This is a genomic window from Photobacterium angustum (genome assembly GCF_003026365.1).
Classification (GTDB): Bacteria; Pseudomonadota; Gammaproteobacteria; order Enterobacterales; family Vibrionaceae; genus Photobacterium; species Photobacterium angustum.
In genome coordinates this window covers 103,890-123,212 of sequence record NZ_PYOM01000008.1, presented here as the reverse complement: position 1 = coordinate 123,212, position 19,323 = coordinate 103,890, and the positions used below count along the sequence as shown (strand labels likewise).

Sequence of the window (19,323 nt, the reverse complement as noted above, 5' to 3'; positions counted from 1 at the left end):
TGACTTTTAACCTACTTAAAATAGATGCTGAACTTAAATGTTAAAATGGACAGTACTGTGCCTCTTCTTTATACTTTGTTGTTAGAGATTCTTGATACCACTTTTTCATATTGGCTTTATTTGAATCAATAAAATTATTCATCGCTAGAATTATTTCTTCGCCTGACTCCGTTTTATTCGCCATATAAACTTTATATGTCTCTGGGTTATTAATTAAAGCGATACCTAACCCCTTATTACTTAATACTGAATCTGGCAATTTAGAGCGATATTGAATTTCAATTGAATCAGTAAACATCACATATGGTGATAATTGATACTTTTTAAAGCAATCAAAAACAGCAAGGTTACTTTCTAGAACATTTATCGTTGCTTTTGAAATGATTTCATTTGCAAACTTTTCATTAGTCCCCCCCTTGTTTTCTAATATCGTATTTTCTTTTTTATCAATATTTTTAAAGCTGTTGAATAATTCATCATTATCTTTAGTAAAAACAGCTGCTTTTTGATTTTTTGCCACTGATTTTGATAAATAGAAATCTTTACTGCGATCTTTAGTATATGTAATCCCACCCATTGCTATATCACACTTGCCTGATTTTAAATCATCACTCAAATCTTTCCATGTAGTTCTTGTAAATGCCAAGTTCAGATTTAAATGCTTAGCAAAATTGGCCGCGACGATTGGTGCAAACCCCTCAAACGTATTTTTCTCGGAATTAAAAGATGTTAATGGCGGGTAATCTCCAGTTGTACAAACAGTAAGCGTGTTATCCGTAATGGTGTTAAATTGAATATTATTGGATTCAGTTGAAGCATTAGACACCATTGGTGTCGCAATTAGAGATAATAAGAATAATTTTTTGATACTCGCACTTACATCGTTCACTCAATTGTCCTTAACAAAAATGCAGTTATAGAATTATAACTGTCAGTCTCCCACTATACATCACCTTTGATATGGTATGTTCCCTAGGCAAACCACTTAAAGAATTAGCAACACCGAATGATGGTGAATTGTTAGGTATTTACCGTGACGCACTGCGTACTTATGGCATGTGGAGTTACCGTTCATATCCGCTAGAGTCACGTTAAGGTTTAAAACCCACTTCATTTGAATAGAAAAGATAATAAAAAGCGATGCCGTAGAAATACAGCATCGCTTTTATTGGAGCCTTATACCTTACCTCGTTTTCTGTGTTTTACGGCGGTATAAATCAGACTCATCAATGCCAATAATTGAAATAGCCAAAACAGAGGAATAAAACCAAACGATTCAATTAACACGCCATTGTCATCGACATAAGAGCCTTTATAGGCGTATATAGCTAGACATCCCCACCCGATAAGGCTCAAAAGGAAAGTGACTCTGTACCTACCTATTAACGTCATCTGAGCCTTCCTTTAAATACTCACTCAAGCGAAACCCACTTTGGATTGTACATACCTTATCTAATCTACTTTAAAAAGTACGCTAACTCAGTACCGACATAATCGCTTTGTGATCACACAGTTCATGGAGATGGCTAACTCGTTTTTGGACAAAAGTGAGCTAGGGTAGAAGCTCTAACTAGTTTCGTGAATATTAAAAAAAGTATCTTGAGTCTTAAACGTTTGTTATGTCCGTACTCTCGACATGATGACAATGTCTATTAGGTCATCTTCAACAAGCACTGCCTTGCGTTTTGTACCCTCAACTTTAAAACCAAAGGATTTATAAAGTGCCAACGCAGCAACGTTGTTTGCATGTACCTCTAACTCTAAACGCGTCAAGTTTAGCTGCTCATCACAATACAACAGCAAGTATTCCATTAAGAAACGACCCACTCCCTTTCCTCGAGAAGTTTTGGCGACCGCAATACCAAAAGATGCAGAGTGCTTTAACCTCGGTTTAGGCGTTGAGTTAATAGCCATATGACCCAAGAGTTCTCCATCGCTTTCAACCGCGACAAAATTAAGCTGGCTGTCATTGAACATTGAGTCGAACTCTTCCCTTTTGATCTCAGGCAAGTAACGATTGTTGTTCACAACCTCTTTGTCGGCGTAAATATCATACAAAGCAGGCAAGTCAGCTGAACTCATTTTTCTTATTTTCATAGAACCTCAAAAACCCGAAAAGGACATAACGCTTTCTATACGGCTTTCAGCCGTTTTTCATACTCCTATCATGCAATCTTTGTGAACGCAGTTCAATTGATAATCAATAGGTTAGTGAGGTGTGTTGAACATTAGACTGCAAGATAACGCATAATTTTTAAAAAGCTTACGTCGACAATCTCTCGGATAACTACAGGTAAGGCATACTTACAATTGCAGGTTGTGGTTAGACTTTAGCGCTGAGAAGGAATGGGGCAGATATGAGCTAGCCAAGAGAGCTAGCTCGTTGTTGGACAAAAGCGAGTTACGCACTTTGCTCTATTTTGGCTGTTAAGTATTAGTAAAAGTAGGGATAACGCCTTTAGCAGAGGCTGGCGAAGCTGGCACGTAATTGCGAATGCAATTTAAGTGACAAGTTTGCCAGTCCTTTGTCTAAACTTGTTATGTGTTGATTTACTACAACCACTTTATTACCCAGTTTGATTCTTTGAAATAGCCATGGAGCCCTTCTATATTTTCTACCCAGCTATCAAAAGCTTCAGAATTTGGGTCACTGAGATTTTTACCCGTGAGTATAAGAAAGCCTCCTGTGATCTCAGAATCATCGAGTACTTTCACTTGCGAACCTTCATCATCGCCAGACTCGATTAATCCGATTTTTCCTATCTCGATCACTCTATACTCCGTGACACATAACGCCCTGTTAAGGTGTGAGCAACGCTATACCGATGCCGCTGCATACTACTTAATCACCAAAACCAATGCATGGTAAAAGTGCCACGCGTTGCGAATCACTCTTAAACAGCTTGTTATGTGTTGTTTTGTTGATTAGTTAGGCTTTTATATCGCTTATCACTCACAAGCCACGCAAGGCTATTGAGTGGAATACAAACAGCCAAAATCAATGCTACAGTTAATGGAACGCTAGAGAAGAACTCTCCCCACTGACTTTGGTTAGTAAAGAGTGCAACACCTATTAACTTACCAGTAAATAGCCCACCACCAATCATTAAGGTTTGAATAACAATGTAGTGGATAAACCCTTTTCTTCGATTTTCTTCCCAGCGCTTCAACCATTTCTTTTGTGATTCGGTCATGCTCGCCCTCAATTTAAGACAGTTACGTCAAGTTTATAGACAAATAATCTAAGAACTACAATTTCGGGGCATTGTGCGACTCGTATACAAATCTAGAGGAAACACATAACAGTATATTAATAAGCATTCTTACTTTTGCGCAAAAATATACTTATGAAATACTTTTACCATACTCGATATAATCGTTGCATATTATGAACTTGCTAGCAATTTCTTACATTCACCGATTCAAAAGAGGGTGTAAAAAGTAAGAAATGTATTTAATCAGTCTTATTAAATACAAACTGAAATATTAAATTAACTAATTATCAATTAGTTATAGCTTCACCTCTGTTTTTAACAAGAAATGTTTCTTATTAAAAACAGAACTAAAGCGATAAAATCACCACGTTTCATTATAACTGTTGATATACACAGTAAATAAAACTAATCCAAAATCACGTTAATGCGATATTAATGAGTATTTGCTCTGAATGATAATGGGGCAAAAGTGTGTTAGGCACTCTGACATATTTGGTATGAGATATTTGGGCTAATAGATATAAAGAGAAAGAAGGTGATACTTCCCCCCCCCCACCTCCAAAGTATTCACAATTATAAGGTGCCTATGGCTTATACAGCACTTTGAATAGATGTCGTCAGCGCGATACATATCATTACCTGTTAAACCTATTTTTCTCCTTTAAAGACCAGTAATTCACCTTTACCTACTGGCACTAACGAAGAACTCAGATGTTGCTGAGAGCTTATCCATGTTCTGAAATCAGCCAGTTCATCTGCATGAGAGGTGGCATTATCACAAACCAATAAACCACCTGTTTTTAGAAGGGTAAATATGTCCTCAGCTATCGATACATAGGTTTTCCTATCAGCATCAAGGAAAATAAAATCCATACTTTCAGGCACATCAGGTAGGACTTCTACAACGTCTCCAACAAGTTGAGTAACCTTCGAACTGGTATGAGTTTTATTGAAATTTAACGATGCCTCTTCGATTTTCTTAAAGTTTGCTTCAATTGTGTAAACTTTACCATCATCAGGAAGTGCCGAAGCTAACCAAATCGTCGAGTATCCGTTAGATGTGCCAACTTCCAAGATTCTACGTGCACTCGTTGCTTTAATCAGCACAGATAGAAACTCACCAGTGTCTCTTGTGATATTCAGGTACTTCTTTGATTTATCAGATTGAGCAAGATCGTTTTGAATCCCGAGCAATTCTAGATCTTCCATAACTCTATGAAATTCCATTCATCCCCCCTCGAACCGTATTAAGCGCTCTTACTTCACGTCAAAAAACGCCTCTAAAGCGCCACATTTATACCAATAAGGTATAAATTTACATTTGTTCTAAACTACTTTGGACAGGAACGTTTCAAAGTCCAAATAACAAAGAAGCTTTAAACCCACAGCTTGCCTGCCACACTTTTCGTTATACGTGCGACAGGAAACTATTTATTGCAGTGAATACTGTACTAATGTCTCTCTGTAGAGTGAGAGTAGCGTTTCATTATCTACCTGAACGCCAACCTGTTGTGCTGGAAAAATGCTCCATTCATCATTCATATAGTTACGTTGATCCACTTTCTGAATAGTCATCCCTTCCGCTGGTCCATCTGTAACAACCCTTATCGGACCATGACGCGTTTTAAAAAGAGCAGGTTGGATAACATATGCAATGGCTGATGGATCATGAACATGACACCCATTCATTCCTACTTTTTCAGAATAAAACCTTAAGTAATAACGGCTGATGTCCCAGATGAATTGCCCTACCTCTCCTGCGTCATCTCTTAACTCATCAAGGTATTGGCTGGTAAAAAAGCTCTCTTCCGTAACATCCAGTCCAATGATGACGACTGGCCATGTTGCCGTAAAGACCTTATCGGCAGCATGAGGATCGTCATGAATATTTGCTTCTGCAAAGGGTGTTACATTTCCTCTGTGGTCATTTTCACCAAACGCTCCCCCCATAACGACGACTTCTTTTACCAAGTCAACAATGTCAGGTGCAATTTCAAGAGCAAGAGCAAGGTTGGTGAGAGGGCCAACAGCCACAAGAGTGATCTCTCCAGGGTTTTCTCGAACACTGTCAATAATGAACTGATAAGCAGGTTTTTCTATTGCTTCAATATCTAGTGAATTGGGCGCTGTCACGTCCCCAAAACCAGCTTCACCATGCACAACAACCGTTGCTCCAACAGGCTCTCTGATTAAGGGCTTGTCCGTACCTTTTGCAACGAGTGCCTTCATTCTAAATTTTTGCTTCAAATAGAGCGCATTTTGAGTGCCGTTGTCTATAGTCGCGTTACCATAAACGGTGGTGATACCTATCAGGTCAATATCTGGGTGCGCTTCTGCAAATAGGATTGCCATAGCATCATCGATGCCCGGATCTGTATCTAGGATGATTTTCTTTGCCATATCAGCTTCCGATTAAATAACTGAAAATAGTAAACAATACCTATAAAACATATTAATAAAAGTGACTTTAATCTCATGGTGAGGTTATAACCTATCGTTTTTCTTAAATAAACTTACTTGCGTAACAACCCAATAACAGGTAGAAATACGCTCAGCGATTTTCATCTTACATAGGTTGTTTACAGCATGATCGATACACCTGAAAAAGAACGCACTGCGTCTAATTCACCAACGTCTTCACCATTAACAACATCGTCCAAAGCCGAGCAATATGCCGAGTTGGTGCATAGCCGTCGTTCGGTACGTAAATATGATGCAGATAGCGCTTTTGATCATGAAGCGGTAACCCGTGCACTTAACCTCGCAACCTTGTCCCCTAACAGTTCAAACATGCAATTGTGGCAATTTCATCGTGTCGTCAGTGACGATAAACGTGAACAACTGGCAAAACTGTGTATGGGGCAAAATGCGGCAAAAACGGCACGCGAGTTAATTGTCATCACCACGACATCTTATAAGTGGAAACAACGCGCGAAAATGAATGCTGCACAAATTCGTGATGCCTTTAATGGTCGTGAAGATGCTACATCTAAACGCGCCGTTAAATACTATGAAAAGTTAATCCCGTTTTTATACCATAACGATCGTTTTGGTATTATGGGCGCTATTCGTAAGGTAATTGTGGCGTATTTAGGCCGTAAAAAGCCGATGGTACGTGAAGTGAGCAAAGCGGATTTACGTGTGTGTTTACATAAAAGCACATCCCTTGCGGCAATGACCTTTATGACGGCAATGCGCGCGGAAGGTTACGATACCTGCCCAATGGAGGGTTTTGATTCTAAGCGCGTTAAACTACTGCTTGGTTTAAACCCTAAAGATGAAATTACTATGATTATTGGTTGTGGCCCTCGTGCTGAAGATGGCATTTATGGCGACCGCCATCGTGTAGACAACAGCGAAGTGATTATTAAGCACTGATCTCTTGCCTAATAATATGGCGGAACGAATGAGTCTTCCGCCATTTCTCCCCACCTTTTGCTCTTCCTCATCACAATAATTAATTTCTATACACCACAAAGAATCACGCCTACCGGTAAGGGCATACATTTAGGCGATGTCTTATCTGGGGTTAAGCTACAAGCCGACAGAAATAAGCAAGGTATAAGTAGTAATAGTTTCATGGTTAATGCGCGCTTTTTGTAATTGAATGGCGTTTTATCTAAAACTACTTCATTTAAAAAGCACTTGAATATAGCGCATAAACATCTTGTTACAGTTACGCGCTAATTCAATCTACATGTCAGCCTAGGTACAGAAAACTAACAAGGTATGTGTTGATATTGAAGGTTACTAGCTGCTGCTTCACTACTACTCATATCATCAGTAAGAATGAAATTCATCCAGTTCAGATTGCATCTTAGGGTATGAAATATAATAACCTTGTAACTTAACATTGTGATTTTTAATCAGTTCATAAATATATTGACTCTCAATCCCCTCAAGTACAACATCAGTGTTCTCATTAGCAAGTTGCTTAACAAAATGTGATAAATGGCAGCTATCGTAGTCTGTATGTATATATGACTTATCCATTTTCACTACATCCCAATTTATCAGCCCTAACCAGAATAAATGTTTGCTGCAATTGTGGTAGAAGTCGTCAAACCAGAGCTTCATCCCTTTATCCTGTAAACGTGAAATGTTTTCAGATATCGTTAACAACTTAGATACTTGATTAACTTCAATATCAAACTCCGTTATTTCAAGAGCAATTGGCATTTGAGCGTTAGATAATAATTTACCAACGAAGCATTTATCTAATAAACATGAAATAGGCATATTATAAGAAATTAAAGGTACATTATCATAATATACAGATTTAAAATGCCCTATTTGCTGCAAACAAATATCTTTAATTATTGAGGTTGAGTGAGAGCAGAAGAAAACCTCATTATCAATAGCGATATTTGATTGTATTTTTACCGTAGATAAACATTCAAAAGCATATACTTTAGATTTGCATTTTTCAGTTATGGGCTGAAGTTTAAAATCTAAACATGCTAATATATTTTCATTATCATCTATTACCAAACATCCTTTTTTATTTTTTTCTACTCTCATAGTAAACCTTAATGAAAATTTTATTACTTTATAAATTAAGCTTATATACCAGCATGATTATTAAACTCAGTTAAATTTACATATCTTTCCTCTAAAACACCTAACATTAAGCAAACAACTACAACACAATCGTTACACCCTCACAAAAAAACATAAAAAAAACATAAAAACAAAAAAATAAATACAAATAAAAACAACCACTTAGGTGTGAATTTGTTTTATTTACATTTAAGAAAAAGAGGATGAGCTATTTAAAGATCACTTTCTTATAAAGAAATTAAAATATATTCTACTTTTTGAAGGCTATTATTTTTTTGACTTTTAACCTTTAAACAAATCATACCAGTTTATTTTATTACTCCTTTGTTTTTATTAATATTTATAGCTTTATTATTTTTGTTGTTGTAATATGTTTAGCCATTAAAATTTACGCCTTATTTATCTCGTCATTATTATATAATTACAATGAGAGAGTTTTTCATGGATAAAAAAATTTACCACATTCACAACTTAACTTATGACCCTATACTTCGACGTCTATCATCTGATGATGGTAAACATGCATTTTTAACACCTAAAGAAGGTTGTGTACTAACATTATTACTTGAAGCAAAAGATCATTGCATAAATAAAGAAGTGTTATTTTGTGGTTGTTGGGGAGATACGATTGTTACAGAGCAATCTTTAACCAATATCATTTCTAAATTAAGAAAAATATTAAAATCAGTTTGTGGCAATCTAATCACGATTAGTACGGTTATTAAGGAAGGTTATATATTAGAAATCCTTCCTGAAACTAAAATAGAAGATGTTTCTGATGAGGTTATAGTAACGGAACAATGTGTTGAACCAGCAACACAGATTATATCTACCGATAAAAAGAGTTACATTATCTTTTCTATGATTTTTGCTGCCTTGTTAATAATGATAAGTATCTATACATACTATGCTCGTAAATCTCCTTATTATTTAGATAAACAACAATACAATATCACTAAAAAAATAAATAAAAGTCGATTTTATCTACAATCAATGACAAAGAAACGTAATGCTTCCGATCCATTATTCGATGCTCTTTCAGCGACGATTCCTTCTGATTGTAATTTAGATTTATTCGTAAGGATCTACCAATCAATAGACGCGCCAGAAAAAGAAGGGATGAGTATTTTCCTCGTAAATGACGACAACCAATATGCGAATTTTTATTTATCTGACTACAAAGATGAAGAGAAATTTGTATCTCTTAAAACATATTTAACAGAAGGTCATGGGCTGTGCATCTAATCATCCCCCTGTTTACTCCCTTAATACTGTCAATTGCTTTTTTATGCTATAATTTCAGCACCTTAGAATGTACAAATTGGCACTGTGACTCAATCAAAACAAGTTTTATGTCTGAGTCATTTAAACCATATCAGTCTATTGCTGAACATTTGACGATTTCATTTAACTCAGATGACCATTTTACAATCAGAGAGATGAGCGACGTAACGACAAAGAAAGGTGATATTGAAAATATCAAACTGACCTATACAGGGGCATATGACAAATCATTCAGCAGCCTGATACTGAATATCAAAGAGGTTATTTTCAATAAAACTCACTCAGACAACATAATTAACAACGATTATGCTAGTTATAACAATATGAGAATTAGTTACAAAATTAGAGTAAAAGATAATACGTTATTTTTTCTTAATAAAGATAAAAGTGAAATCCATAACTTTGTATGTTTTAAAGTATAAATTTAGTTAGTCACGGCTAATAGTTTCTCGCTCACTAAGGAAGTTTACATCTACGATAATCTTCCAAAAATAAACCATATCAGGGAAATTACTTGCAATCTGTCTTATATTATCGATTCGCAATAACAAAATGCTCAAGTTTTAAAATATGATGCTCTGGCAGCGTTCTACCTACAGGTGTGAAATAAACGGTATTTAAGTCTGTCAGCGTCGTATTTTCTTGAAGTGAAAAACCGTGTTGTGACAGTAACTTTTCAATCTCTTGTGCAGTAAACAGTGATACCCATGGTTCGCCAACTTTCGCTGATAGCGATTTAATCATTTCCGCCCTTTTACTTGCCTTCGGATACCCTTTGCCAAAACAGGCTGAAGGATCATCATCTAGGTTTTTATCAACATACGATAAAAAGAAAGTTGAATGATTATTGGTGGTTAGTGCTGCAGCTTGCGCTATCGTTAGCGAAAGTGCCACTTTCGAAATGTATTGTGAGACCCCTTCAAGGGTAAACAGTGTTGCTTTAGTTTGATCAAAGCCTGCTAACAATAGCCGCTCTGAGATTGACTGATGATTAAAATCAACACTAACATAGGTTACATTTTCTATATTTGGAACAACTTGAGTAAGCTTGGTGCGCTTTCTCTCTTGAACATCAGGTTGGTCGACTTCAAAAATTTTAACCTGAGAGGGTAAACCTAATCGGTGTGCTCGAGTATCATACCCAGCACCTAAAATGACGTATTGCTCTATACCATTCGCCACGGACTTTTTAACTAAATCATCAATGAAACGGGTACGAGAGATAAGGTGTTCATGAAAGCCAGGCATAAACTGCTCGGTTAACCAAACAGCGAATGGATGTCCCATTAGTTTGATTAATCCTGCCCCGAAAAAAAACCGCTCTGCATAGGGATCAGAAATGATGCGCTTATTTGATGGCGCTAATGTTTCTATTAGGCGCTGTTTAGCCACCCCCTGCGCTGTCCCGTCTTTTTTGAACATTGACTGACTCATTACTTCCAAACACCCGCTTTATATAACTTATGTGTGATTAAACACGCTATATCGCTACTTTTTGCTCCGGTAAATAAACTTATTTTACCAGAACAGCGCTCTAGCAGAAAAACAAAGCAAGAAAACCTCATTCGTTATTTAGAACCCGTGAGATAAATCGCATTTCTACATATCTGTCATAAACATAAAAGATTGATTGCATATCATTAAAGGGCATTTATCGATTAAAAGGAGATTGGATAATGTCTTGTTTACACACTCATTCGCACGAAGACCATACCCATGGTCCTGATTGTGGTCATACCGCTATTCGTCATGATGGTCATGTCGATTATTTAGTTGATGGTAAATTACACCATCCGCATGGTGATCATTGTGATGAACATGTCATCGAATTTGATGATGCTCATCCTAATGAATGTAATCATAGCCATACATGTGGCGATCATGTTCACGGCCCTGATTGTGGTCATGAGGCTATCCAACATGGTGATCATATTGATTACATCGTAAATGGTAGGCTACATCATCAACATGGCGATCACTGTGATGATCACGGCCCTGTTGAGTTAGTATAAAATTCGATATTTTAGATAAGAAGTTGCCAACACTGTTTAATACTAGTTGGCAACTGTTTCAAGATAGCTCAATGAATAACCGAGGGGTGTGAAACAATACTTTGATTTTAAAGTTCGTTTAAAACTCTTTATTCATCCTTTCAATACACGAAATTAATATCTCTTCATGCTCAGGCTCGATATGCATGGTTAGATCATTCACTAAATCAAGGTGCAATTGATTGTGCTTAACATGAATGGCTTGCCCTGCTTCTGTCAACGTCACCACAATCGCGCGGCGATCTGTTGGGTGGGCACAACGTTCAATTAAGTTCGCTTTCACTAACTTCTCAATTTGAACGGTTAATGTCCCCGTTGTGATCCCCAATTTATCGGCAAGCTCTTTCATTCTTAGAGGGCCTTGAACGCCTAAAACTTCAATCGTATGAACTTGCGCTAAGGTGTAACCTGTTTCTTTAACAACAGATTGCTCCCATGATGACATTTTGTCATAAAATTCAGTCAGTAATTGGTTTAGGCGTTCTATGTTTTTCATGATTATTATTAGTGTACTTCGAGAGTAAGATGACTAATCTTATCAAATTTTAACAAGATTTGTTTATAATCATCAATGATGAAGTCTCTGGTTGACTGTAGTGTTATCGCTGCAGAATAGTGATTACCACTAATTTTCCAGATATGTAAATCCATAACCTTGGCATAAGGTGACAGCGCATCATGGATAGATTTTCTATAGTCTGAATCAATGTTCTCATCTAACAATATCGGGGTTGTTTGCTTCATTAAATTCATTGTCCATTTAATGATCACACACCCACCAACAATGCCCATGACTGCATCCATCCAATCCCAGCCATAATATTTCCCGAACAATAGCGCAACAATGGCAAGTAAAGAGGTCAAGGTATCAGCAAGCACGTGTAGATAAGCGGCTCTTAAATTGTGGTCGTGATGATGATGCCCATGGCTGTGATCATGATGATCGTGCGCATGACTATGATTGTGTTCGTGATCGTGGCTATGACCGTGAGAATGACCATGCCCGTTAAGTAAAAATATGCTGGCTAAATTTACGGTTAAACCAATGCAGGCAACGATGATTGCTTCATTAAACTGAATTGCATGTGGGTTAAATAAACGATGGATGGATTCCGCAATCATTAATACTGCAACAATGCCCAATACAATCGCACTGGTATATCCGCCTAGCACGCTTACCTTGCCTGTACCAAAGGAGAAACGGTCATTGTTACTGTGTTTTCTTGCGTAACGGTAAGCAAATAGCGTGATACAAAATGCGGCAGCGTGGGTACCCATATGCCATCCATCCGCGAATAGGGCCATAGAGCCATAGACTGTCCCTGCTACAATTTCGATAAGCATTGTTGTCAGAGTCAGTAAAAGCACATAAAACGTCCCTTTTTCTCCCTGCTGATCATGCGATGAAAAATCATGATCGTGTTGTAGTTCCAACTTCATAAATCTGCCATTTAGTTTGACTATCAAATTATTTGACTGTAAATTTAGTTTGACCATCAAACAATGTCAATACCGGTTACCAATAAACTTGAGCCATAAAAAAACGTGCCGTTACGAGTAAGGCACGTTTCTTATGATTTATAACAATAATTACTTAGGTTTATTTCCAGTTAGGATTTTGGAGCAACGCTTGATGGAGCAACCCTTTCATATTGTCATCTGGATTACCGATAAACTGGTAACTTGCGTATTCACTGGGTTTGGTAATAGCACCATTGGTATCTTTAACGTGTACTACCATGGAATATTCTTTGTTGTCTTTACCCGTTAAACTGATCATAAAATCACCAGCACAATTATGCGGTTTACAATAAGAAACGGCTTTGTAAGTTTTATCACCATCAACAATATTATCTAGCGGCGCTGTCACTTTATTTTCTGATACCCAATTAGGGATTTTTTGCGTGTCTGGCGCTACAGATTGGGTTTGCTCAACAGCAACGCCTTCAGTTTCCGAGACTTTTTGCGCTTGATCGTTTAGCGATTGCTCTTTAGGTGCTTGGTCATTACAACCTGCAAGTAACAAAACAATGGATGTTGCTAGTAATAGCTTTTTCATTTTATTCATTCCTAAATTTGAGTACCGCTCAAATCATTTTATGCCTGCGGCACTAATACTCTTTACAAGATAACGCTTATTCGGCTCACACCCTATCCAATATAAGAGCAAAAAGTATCTATAATTTGGCAAACATTATTAAACAATCAAAATACTAACGTTACACTTACATATGTGTGTGTTTTTCAATCAATTACCTGAATTAACATACCTTCTTTACCGTAATTAAGTTAAGGTATAAGCACTTAAATAAAAGAAGCGACGATATGCAGGTTATTACAGAACAACTAATTACTTTAAAAAACGCTTGGATGGCAAGCCATATTACCGATGCTGAGTTTCCAACACCGCTAAGTGTAAAGGGATTAGAACTGTATCAACTATCTCAAACTGATTTAACTACGCATTGCATTGATACTTCTTTATCGGCACTCGAACCCTCTTTATCTTTCTACCCTGTTGATTGTCACCCTCTTACCATTCGCTATTCTTTAGTTCGTGCATCTCAATGGGAAAATGAACAAGAAAAAGAAGCTATTATTGAGTATTTAACTCAAATTATGTTTGAGCCTAATGCAGAAGCGACGCTTTATGTTGGCTTTTTCAAAGGTAAACCAGCCGCTTGTGGCATGATTTATACTCATGCAGAAGATGGTGAGCAATATAGCCTTGTGTCTGATGTATATGCATTGCCGTTACCGAACCAGCAGCAATTTATAACGGATATGGAAAATTACCTGATCCATTCAGCGCAGCAATTCTCGCAAGCTGTCGTTATCCAAAAATAAGAATAATCACGAAGCTAATAATCAGCTTCGTGATTTAGCCCTTTCTTCAACAACTAACCTGTTGTTTTTGACGAACCTTCAATCTCTGCCATACTAAGTTACAGACTTTAATTCCTGCATTACGTGTTTAAAGTCTGTATCTAGAAGACATCGGAGAAGAGTATGAAAGGGATTATTTTTACTGAATTTCTCGATATTGTTGAACGTACTTTCGATCTGGAAGTGTGCCAGTCAATGCTAGATATGGCCGACGATCCGGGTGTTTATACCTCTGTTGGTAGCTATGAGCACCAACGATTAGTCAAACTGATTATTTGTTTACATAAGGTCACTGGCGTTTCTCCCGAAAGCCTGCAACAAACGTTTGGCCGCGCTGTTTTCCCCCGTTTACTCACTTTATTACCTAAATATGATTTTACCGATTCCAACACTTTTGATTTTATTCGCAGTGTGGAGTCATACATACACCAAGAAGTAAAAAAACTTTACCCTGATACAACGCCCCCTCGCTTTGAATTCTCTAATGAAACAGAAACAACCCTGACAATGGACTATCATTCAGCTCGATGCATGGGTTATGTCTGTTTAGGTTTATTAGAGGGATGTGCGGATTATTTTGAGCAACATCTTGATATCGTACTTGAACCAACAACGAGCAAAAACAGTGTCCGCTTTCATTTGTCATTGAGTGATAATTAATGATCGATCCTGAAAAACATATTGCTTTATTAAAACAAAAACTCGAACGCGAACATGCATCAAGGTTAGCCGCTGAGAAGTTATTAGAAGCGAAAAGTCATGAGCTTTATAATGCAAATCAAATGCTTAATGATTCGTACGAAAAGTTACAAATGCAGGCGAAATTTGATTCTGAGCTTTTAACCTATCAGAACAAAATGGAAAACTTGTTACTTCGTTATGCCCGATTATTTTTAAAGCACAGTGCGACAAGGGAAAGTATTCAACAATTATTAGACAGCCTCGTTGATGGCAATTACATATCAGGTTGTCATATCACCATTTACCCTGCCGATAATATTAATATATCAGGTAGTTACTCCAGCGGTCGTTTACAACAATGGGTACCTCCAGAAGAGCTAGAATCAACCAATTCATTATGGGATAAAAGCGGACATACTCTTTGGATAAATATTATTAATAACAGAGGGAAAATAGGTGTCTTAGCCGTCAGAATTATATGTACCGACGACCGATTGCCAGCAATTCAGAAGCATATGGCGCTGTTTGGTGAATTATTTCGATCCGCTATTGGTAGGCAAATAACATTTAATCAAGCTATTGATGCTAAAAAACGTGCAGAAGATTCGGAGCAGTCAACCCGTGACTTTCTCGCTATGATCAACCACGAATTACGTACACCACTTAATGGACTTCTTGGTGCAGCTGAATTACTGCAAGATACACCGCTTGATAATGACCAACAGAAACTCTTAACCACATTGAATCACTCAGGTGAATTGCTACGGGCGATCATTAATGACTTACTCGACTACAGCAAAATAAATGCAGGTATGTTGGAGCTGATTGAAAAACCCTTTGATTGTCATTTGTTAGCGGTAAAACTAGAAGATATTTTCACCCATCGTTCCCACGAAAAAAGATTAGATTTTAATATTTACTACTCCAATGACTTACCGAAAATTTTCATTGGTGATGAAGATAGAATTAAGCAAATTTTTGTTAATTTGATCTCTAACGCGATTAAATTTACCCCAGCAGGTTTTGTACACGCAAAGCTCTGGTGGCAAAACAAACAGCTACAATTTACGGTAAAAGACAGCGGTTGTGGTATTGACCACTCAGACCAACACAAGTTATTCAAACCTTTTAGCCAAGTGGATAATACCAGCAAGCGAAGCCATGAAGGCACAGGGCTAGGCTTAGTGATCTGTAAACAACTATGTGAACAAATGGGCGGTTCAATCCGCGTTGAAAGTTCGCTCGGACGTGGGGCATGTTTTAATGTTTCCTTACCCCTTCCTATTAGTGATCATACCCATTTTAATGCCACAGTTAGGCAACCGCATAAAACGCCAATTAAGCATTTGAAAATCTTAGTGGTTGAAGATTTAAAGACCAATCAAATGATCATTAAACTGATGCTAAATAAAGTTCAAATTGAACCAACCATTGTTGATAACGGCCAAAAAGCATTAGATATATTAAATATGGAATCGTTTGATGTCGTGTTTATGGATTGCAGAATGCCGATTATGGATGGTTACACCGCAACCAAAGAGTTACGAAAGAAAGACTATTCTAAACCCATTATTGCCTTAACCGCAGGTACCACAAGTGCTGAGCGTGAAGCGTGTATTCAAGCGGGTATGAATGACATTTTATGTAAACCTTATTTGGCTTCTGAGCTTCATGATATTTTAACCATTTGGGGCAGTGTGATTGAATAAGCGCTAAGGCTTAAAAAGTAAAAAAGGCCACCGAAGTGACCTTTTTCTTATTTTAATAAACGTGCGTTTATAGCTACTAACTCGCCTTTATCTCTGCAGTTTTCGACACATCCACAGGTGTTTCTGTGCTCGTTCCATCACTCTTCACCTGCTTCTGTGCTGCGGGATCTAGGGTAGGTTTTACTAACACATAATCCATTATCTTACGGGCAAGAGGTGCTGCGTTACGCCCCCATCCACCGTGTTCTAATATAACGGATACCAATACTTTCGGATCATGTAGCGGTGCAAATCCAGTAAACAATGCGTGGTCACGTAAATGCTCTGCAACCTCACTAGCATCATAGTTTTCGTTATCTGACATGGTATACACCTGACTGGTACCTGTTTTACCTGCTGCTTCATACGCTAAGTTTTTAAACTCTTTACGTGCTGTACCTTTAGTCGTAACTAAGTGCATGCCTTCTTGCGCAATTTGCCAATCTTTTAATGGAACAGGCTCGACTTTTGGAAAATCTTTAAACTTAACAATATCTTCTTTTTTGCCATCAAGAATCGCATATAACAAGTGAGGGCGATGAACGACGCCAGAATTGGCAACAACTGAGGTTGCTTTGGCTATTTGCATCGGTGTTGCTGTCCAGTAGCCCTGACCAATACCAATAGGGATGGTGTCACCTTGGTACCAAGGTTGTTTGGTATGTGCGAGCTTCCATTGGCGAGTCGGCATGTTACCTGATGTTTCTTCTTTAATATCAATACCTGTGAGTTCGCCGTAACCAAATTTGTTCATCCACGTCGATATTCGGTCAATACCCATGTCATAAGCCACTTGGTAGAAGAAAGTATCTACTGATTGTTCAATGGCTTTATATACATCAACGTTACCATGTCCCCAACGGACATCATCACGGAATTTACGACTTTTGGAATTAGGAATTCGCCACCAGCCCGGGTTATTACGTACCGTATTGGGTGTGATAACCCCTGTGGCTAATGCTGCAACCGCAATTTGTGGTTTAACCGTTGAACCTGGTGGATATACCCCTAATGTGGTTCGGTTTACCAGCGGGTGCGCAGGACTATTCAGCAATTTGCTGTACTCTTTGGACGTAATACCATGCACAAACAAGTTAGGATCATAGCTAGGGCTAGATACCATCGCTAATATGCCATCGTCCTGCGGATTTAATACCACAATCGCACCACGACGAGTTTTAGTGACCATTTTGCCTGTTTTTGGATCTTTAACATCTTCAGTTAATAGTTTATTGGCGTACAACTGCAAATTAAGATCGATCGTTAACTTAATATCTTTACCCGAAATAGGTGGAACATATTCTAAGGTACGAATAATACGACCACGGTTATTCACTTCTACTTTTTCATAACCAGATTGACCATGAAGTAAATCTTCATAGTAACGTTCAACACCTAGCTTTCCGATCGTGCGCGTAGCTTTATAATTACTATAAATACCCTGCTCTTTTAATAATTTGATATCACGATCATTGATTTTTGCCACGTAGCCTAACGTATGTGTTAATGCTGAGCCATAAGGGTAATAGCGCTCTAAATGTGCATCAACATCAACACCTGGGTAATGAAATTCATTAACTGAGAACTCAGCAACCTGCTTTTCCGTCATCTGATCAATTAATGTCACTGGCATAAACGGACGGGTGTGCTTCTTATCCTTCATGAATGAGTCTATTTCATCATCCGTGACACCCAGTAAGGTTTTTAGACTGTCGAGTGTTTCAGTGAGGTGTGCGACTTTTTCTGGAATAATTTCTAAAGAATAGACCGGTATATTTTCTGCGAGAATAACGCCATTTCGATCGTAAATACGGCCTCTATTCGGTGCCACTGGGATAATTTTAATGCGGTTATCATTTGAACGAGCAGTATATTCGCTGTAATCTTGCACTTCTAAGTGATACAAATTACCGACCAATACAAACGATAAAATGATAATCCCAATAAACCCAGCAAGCGCTCGGCGCTTAAATAGCGACACTTCAGCTTGGTGATCACGAAATTGACTTCTTTCTTTCTTCATAGATGCTTATGAGATCTCAATGGCCATATGTGCCGTCGTTAACAGAGAATTGTACTTATACCCAGTCCGTATAATGCGTGATCTCTCGTTAGAATGTAATAACTGGTTGCTTGTTTGACGATAATTTAACCTCAGTTGTCGCGATATAATGTGTTTGAGGAGTTTACAAGCCCTCAACGACCATTAAAATGACCATCTTCTCTCTCTATAGGTTTTACCATGACCCTTTCTCGCTCCGCTGACAGCGTTGTTGTTCTCGATTTTGAAACGACTGGTTTATCTCCTAATCAAGGCGATCGCGCTATCGAAATTGGTGCTGTTAAATTAGTTAATGGCGAAGTTGTTGAGCAATTCCAACAGCTCATGAATCCTGGTTTTCGTGTGAGTAGCTTTATTGAAGGTTATACGGGGATCAGCAATAACATGTTACGCACTGCACCACCTTGTTATGAGGTAATGGATGCCTTTGCTGATTTTATTGGTGATGCCAACCTTGTGGCGCATAATGCCTCTTTCGACCAGCGCTTTTTAAACGCAGAGCTTGCTGATATTGGCAGGCACTATACAGGTACATTTACCTGTTCAATGCTGATTGCACGACGTTTATACCAACATGCGCCCAATCATAAGCTAGGCACGTTAGTGGATTTCAAACACATTGAGCACAATGGTGTATTTCACCGCGCGTTAGCCGATTCTGAAATGACAGCACGATTATGGTTAGTGATGCTCGAAGATATTAAGCGCCAATATAATCTACACACTGTCTCTTTTGAATTGATGATGAAATTGGCAAAAACACCTAAAGCAAAAATCGATACCTTATTTCATCGTTACGCTTAGAAATAAGTCGTATATTCAGCATAACAAGTATG

Annotated in this window: 20 protein-coding genes and 2 pseudogenes; 9 read left to right on the top strand and 13 right to left on the bottom strand. The window is 37.9% G+C overall.

The features are described 5' to 3' along the window. Positions 1 to 40: 40 nt before the first annotated feature. The gene (locus CTN01_RS10080; RefSeq protein WP_052666534.1) at positions 41 to 889 is read right to left on the bottom strand and encodes a transporter substrate-binding domain-containing protein; all 849 of its coding nucleotides are present in this window, start codon (positions 887 to 889) and stop codon (positions 41 to 43) included. Between the two features lie 50 nt (positions 890 to 939). Here CTN01_RS10080 and CTN01_RS10075 point away from each other — a divergent pair. Further along, positions 940 to 1,095: pseudogene (locus tag CTN01_RS10075) on the top strand (transporter); the annotation flags it as partial. Positions 1,096 to 1,176: 81 nt separating this feature from the next. On the opposite strand, the gene CTN01_RS10070 reads toward CTN01_RS10075, so the two are convergent. The 6 genes from CTN01_RS10070 to CTN01_RS10040 all read right to left on the bottom strand — a co-directional run bounded on the left by CTN01_RS10070 (position 1,177) and on the right by CTN01_RS10040 (position 5,615). After that, a complete protein-coding gene (locus CTN01_RS10070; protein ID WP_045147493.1) occupies positions 1,177 to 1,392 on the bottom strand; it encodes a DUF3955 domain-containing protein in 216 nt (71 codons plus the stop codon). Between the two features lie 225 nt (positions 1,393 to 1,617). Beyond that, a complete protein-coding gene (locus CTN01_RS10065) occupies positions 1,618 to 2,082 on the bottom strand; it encodes a GNAT family N-acetyltransferase (RefSeq protein WP_045147611.1) in 465 nt (154 codons plus the stop codon). A 471-nt stretch (positions 2,083 to 2,553) separates the two neighbouring features. Then, the gene (locus tag CTN01_RS10060) at positions 2,554 to 2,772 is read right to left on the bottom strand and encodes a hypothetical protein (RefSeq protein ID WP_045147495.1); all 219 of its coding nucleotides are present in this window, start codon (positions 2,770 to 2,772) and stop codon (positions 2,554 to 2,556) included. 134 nt (positions 2,773 to 2,906) lie between these two features. Then, positions 2,907 to 3,194: a hypothetical protein gene (locus tag CTN01_RS10050; protein ID WP_045128462.1), complete on the bottom strand. Its 288-nt coding sequence runs from the start codon at positions 3,192 to 3,194 to the stop codon at positions 2,907 to 2,909. A 669-nt stretch (positions 3,195 to 3,863) separates the two neighbouring features. After that, positions 3,864 to 4,442: an O-methyltransferase gene (locus tag CTN01_RS10045; protein ID WP_045127617.1), complete on the bottom strand. Its 579-nt coding sequence runs from the start codon at positions 4,440 to 4,442 to the stop codon at positions 3,864 to 3,866. 204 nt (positions 4,443 to 4,646) lie between these two features. Beyond that, the gene (locus CTN01_RS10040; RefSeq protein ID WP_045147496.1) at positions 4,647 to 5,615 is read right to left on the bottom strand and encodes a nucleoside hydrolase; all 969 of its coding nucleotides are present in this window, start codon (positions 5,613 to 5,615) and stop codon (positions 4,647 to 4,649) included. Positions 5,616 to 5,801: 186 nt separating this feature from the next. On the opposite strand from CTN01_RS10040, the gene CTN01_RS10035 reads away from it, so the two are divergent. After that, positions 5,802 to 6,593 (top strand): nitroreductase family protein, encoded by a 792-nt coding sequence (locus CTN01_RS10035; protein WP_045147499.1) that lies wholly within the window; start codon positions 5,802 to 5,804, stop codon positions 6,591 to 6,593. Between the two features lie 402 nt (positions 6,594 to 6,995). Here CTN01_RS10035 and CTN01_RS10030 read toward each other — a convergent pair whose 3' ends face one another. Next, complete coding sequence (locus CTN01_RS10030) at positions 6,996 to 7,736, bottom strand: EAL domain-containing protein (protein WP_045147500.1); 741 nt, start codon at positions 7,734 to 7,736, stop codon at positions 6,996 to 6,998. 480 nt (positions 7,737 to 8,216) lie between these two features. Between CTN01_RS10030 and CTN01_RS10025 the strand changes: the two genes are divergently transcribed. After that, positions 8,217 to 9,020 carry a winged helix-turn-helix domain-containing protein gene (locus CTN01_RS10025; RefSeq protein ID WP_052666536.1) on the top strand — a complete coding sequence of 268 codons (804 nt, stop codon included), beginning with the start codon at positions 8,217 to 8,219 and terminating at the stop codon, positions 9,018 to 9,020. Between the two features lie 107 nt (positions 9,021 to 9,127). Next, entirely contained in the window at positions 9,128 to 9,481 is a 354-nt protein-coding gene (locus tag CTN01_RS10020; protein ID WP_052666538.1) for a hypothetical protein, read from the top strand. 109 nt (positions 9,482 to 9,590) lie between these two features. On the opposite strand, the gene CTN01_RS10015 is transcribed toward CTN01_RS10020, so the two are convergent. Next, positions 9,591 to 10,493: a class I SAM-dependent methyltransferase gene (locus tag CTN01_RS10015; protein ID WP_045147503.1), complete on the bottom strand. Its 903-nt coding sequence runs from the start codon at positions 10,491 to 10,493 to the stop codon at positions 9,591 to 9,593. A gap of 242 nt (positions 10,494 to 10,735) precedes the next feature. Between CTN01_RS10015 and CTN01_RS10010 the strand changes: the two genes are divergently transcribed. Then, positions 10,736 to 11,071, top strand: coding sequence for a hypothetical protein (locus CTN01_RS10010; RefSeq protein WP_045147505.1), 336 nt, complete (start codon positions 10,736 to 10,738; stop codon positions 11,069 to 11,071). 118 nt (positions 11,072 to 11,189) lie between these two features. On the opposite strand, the gene CTN01_RS10005 is transcribed toward CTN01_RS10010, so the two are convergent. The 3 genes and pseudogenes from CTN01_RS10005 to CTN01_RS09995 all read right to left on the bottom strand — a co-directional run bounded on the left by CTN01_RS10005 (position 11,190) and on the right by CTN01_RS09995 (position 13,169). Then, positions 11,190 to 11,606 (bottom strand): MarR family winged helix-turn-helix transcriptional regulator, encoded by a 417-nt coding sequence (locus CTN01_RS10005; RefSeq protein WP_045147507.1) that lies wholly within the window; start codon positions 11,604 to 11,606, stop codon positions 11,190 to 11,192. Then, positions 11,569 to 12,550, bottom strand: a pseudogene (dmeF, locus tag CTN01_RS10000) (CDF family Co(II)/Ni(II) efflux transporter DmeF). The gene CTN01_RS10005 and the pseudogene dmeF overlap by 38 nt, the downstream one beginning before the upstream one ends. A 160-nt stretch (positions 12,551 to 12,710) precedes the next feature. Beyond that, complete coding sequence (locus CTN01_RS09995) at positions 12,711 to 13,169, bottom strand: lipoprotein (protein WP_045147512.1); 459 nt, start codon at positions 13,167 to 13,169, stop codon at positions 12,711 to 12,713. 266 nt (positions 13,170 to 13,435) lie between these two features. On the opposite strand from CTN01_RS09995, the gene CTN01_RS09990 reads away from it, so the two are divergent. The 3 genes from CTN01_RS09990 to CTN01_RS09980 all read left to right on the top strand — a co-directional run bounded on the left by CTN01_RS09990 (position 13,436) and on the right by CTN01_RS09980 (position 16,386). Continuing rightward, a complete protein-coding gene (locus CTN01_RS09990; RefSeq protein ID WP_107188332.1) occupies positions 13,436 to 13,957 on the top strand; it encodes a hypothetical protein in 522 nt (173 codons plus the stop codon). A 162-nt stretch (positions 13,958 to 14,119) separates the two neighbouring features. After that, complete coding sequence (locus tag CTN01_RS09985; protein ID WP_045147518.1) at positions 14,120 to 14,656, top strand: heme NO-binding domain-containing protein; 537 nt, start codon at positions 14,120 to 14,122, stop codon at positions 14,654 to 14,656. After that, the gene (locus tag CTN01_RS09980; protein WP_080896149.1) at positions 14,656 to 16,386 is read left to right on the top strand and encodes an ATP-binding protein; all 1,731 of its coding nucleotides are present in this window, start codon (positions 14,656 to 14,658) and stop codon (positions 16,384 to 16,386) included. Before CTN01_RS09985 ends, CTN01_RS09980 begins: the two co-directional genes overlap by 1 nt. 76 nt (positions 16,387 to 16,462) lie before the next feature. Here CTN01_RS09980 and mrdA read toward each other — a convergent pair whose 3' ends face one another. After that, complete coding sequence (mrdA, locus tag CTN01_RS09975; RefSeq protein WP_045147520.1) at positions 16,463 to 18,448, bottom strand: penicillin-binding protein 2; 1,986 nt, start codon at positions 18,446 to 18,448, stop codon at positions 16,463 to 16,465. A 219-nt stretch (positions 18,449 to 18,667) separates the two neighbouring features. Here mrdA and CTN01_RS09970 point away from each other — a divergent pair, with 219 nt between their 5' ends. Then, entirely contained in the window at positions 18,668 to 19,291 is a 624-nt protein-coding gene (locus tag CTN01_RS09970) for a 3'-5' exonuclease (protein WP_045147521.1), read from the top strand. Positions 19,292 to 19,323 lie beyond the last annotated feature (32 nt).

Coding starts and splice junctions, on each gene's coding strand:
- CTN01_RS10070 (WP_045147493.1), bottom strand. CDS start 1,392: ATGACGTTAATAGGTAGGTACAGAGTCACTTTCCTTTTGAGCCTTATC.
- CTN01_RS10065 (WP_045147611.1), bottom strand. CDS start 2,082: ATGAGTTCAGCTGACTTGCCTGCTTTGTATGATATTTACGCCGACAAA.
- CTN01_RS10050 (WP_045128462.1), bottom strand. CDS start 3,194: ATGACCGAATCACAAAAGAAATGGTTGAAGCGCTGGGAAGAAAATCGA.
- CTN01_RS10045 (WP_045127617.1), bottom strand. CDS start 4,442: ATGGAATTTCATAGAGTTATGGAAGATCTAGAATTGCTCGGGATTCAA.
- CTN01_RS10040 (WP_045147496.1), bottom strand. CDS start 5,615: ATGGCAAAGAAAATCATCCTAGATACAGATCCGGGCATCGATGATGCT.
- CTN01_RS10035 (WP_045147499.1), top strand. CDS start 5,802: ATGATCGATACACCTGAAAAAGAACGCACTGCGTCTAATTCACCAACG.
- CTN01_RS10030 (WP_045147500.1), bottom strand. CDS start 7,736: ATGAGAGTAGAAAAAAATAAAAAAGGATGTTTGGTAATAGATGATAAT.
- CTN01_RS10025 (WP_052666536.1), top strand. CDS start 8,217: ATGGATAAAAAAATTTACCACATTCACAACTTAACTTATGACCCTATA.
- CTN01_RS10020 (WP_052666538.1), top strand. CDS start 9,128: ATGTCTGAGTCATTTAAACCATATCAGTCTATTGCTGAACATTTGACG.
- CTN01_RS10015 (WP_045147503.1), bottom strand. CDS start 10,493: ATGAGTCAGTCAATGTTCAAAAAAGACGGGACAGCGCAGGGGGTGGCT.
- CTN01_RS10010 (WP_045147505.1), top strand. CDS start 10,736: ATGTCTTGTTTACACACTCATTCGCACGAAGACCATACCCATGGTCCT.
- CTN01_RS10005 (WP_045147507.1), bottom strand. CDS start 11,606: ATGAAAAACATAGAACGCCTAAACCAATTACTGACTGAATTTTATGAC.
- CTN01_RS09995 (WP_045147512.1), bottom strand. CDS start 13,169: ATGAAAAAGCTATTACTAGCAACATCCATTGTTTTGTTACTTGCAGGT.
- CTN01_RS09990 (WP_107188332.1), top strand. CDS start 13,436: ATGCAGGTTATTACAGAACAACTAATTACTTTAAAAAACGCTTGGATG.
- CTN01_RS09985 (WP_045147518.1), top strand. CDS start 14,120: ATGAAAGGGATTATTTTTACTGAATTTCTCGATATTGTTGAACGTACT.
- CTN01_RS09980 (WP_080896149.1), top strand. CDS start 14,656: ATGATCGATCCTGAAAAACATATTGCTTTATTAAAACAAAAACTCGAA.
- mrdA (WP_045147520.1), bottom strand. CDS start 18,448: ATGAAGAAAGAAAGAAGTCAATTTCGTGATCACCAAGCTGAAGTGTCG.
- CTN01_RS09970 (WP_045147521.1), top strand. CDS start 18,668: ATGACCCTTTCTCGCTCCGCTGACAGCGTTGTTGTTCTCGATTTTGAA.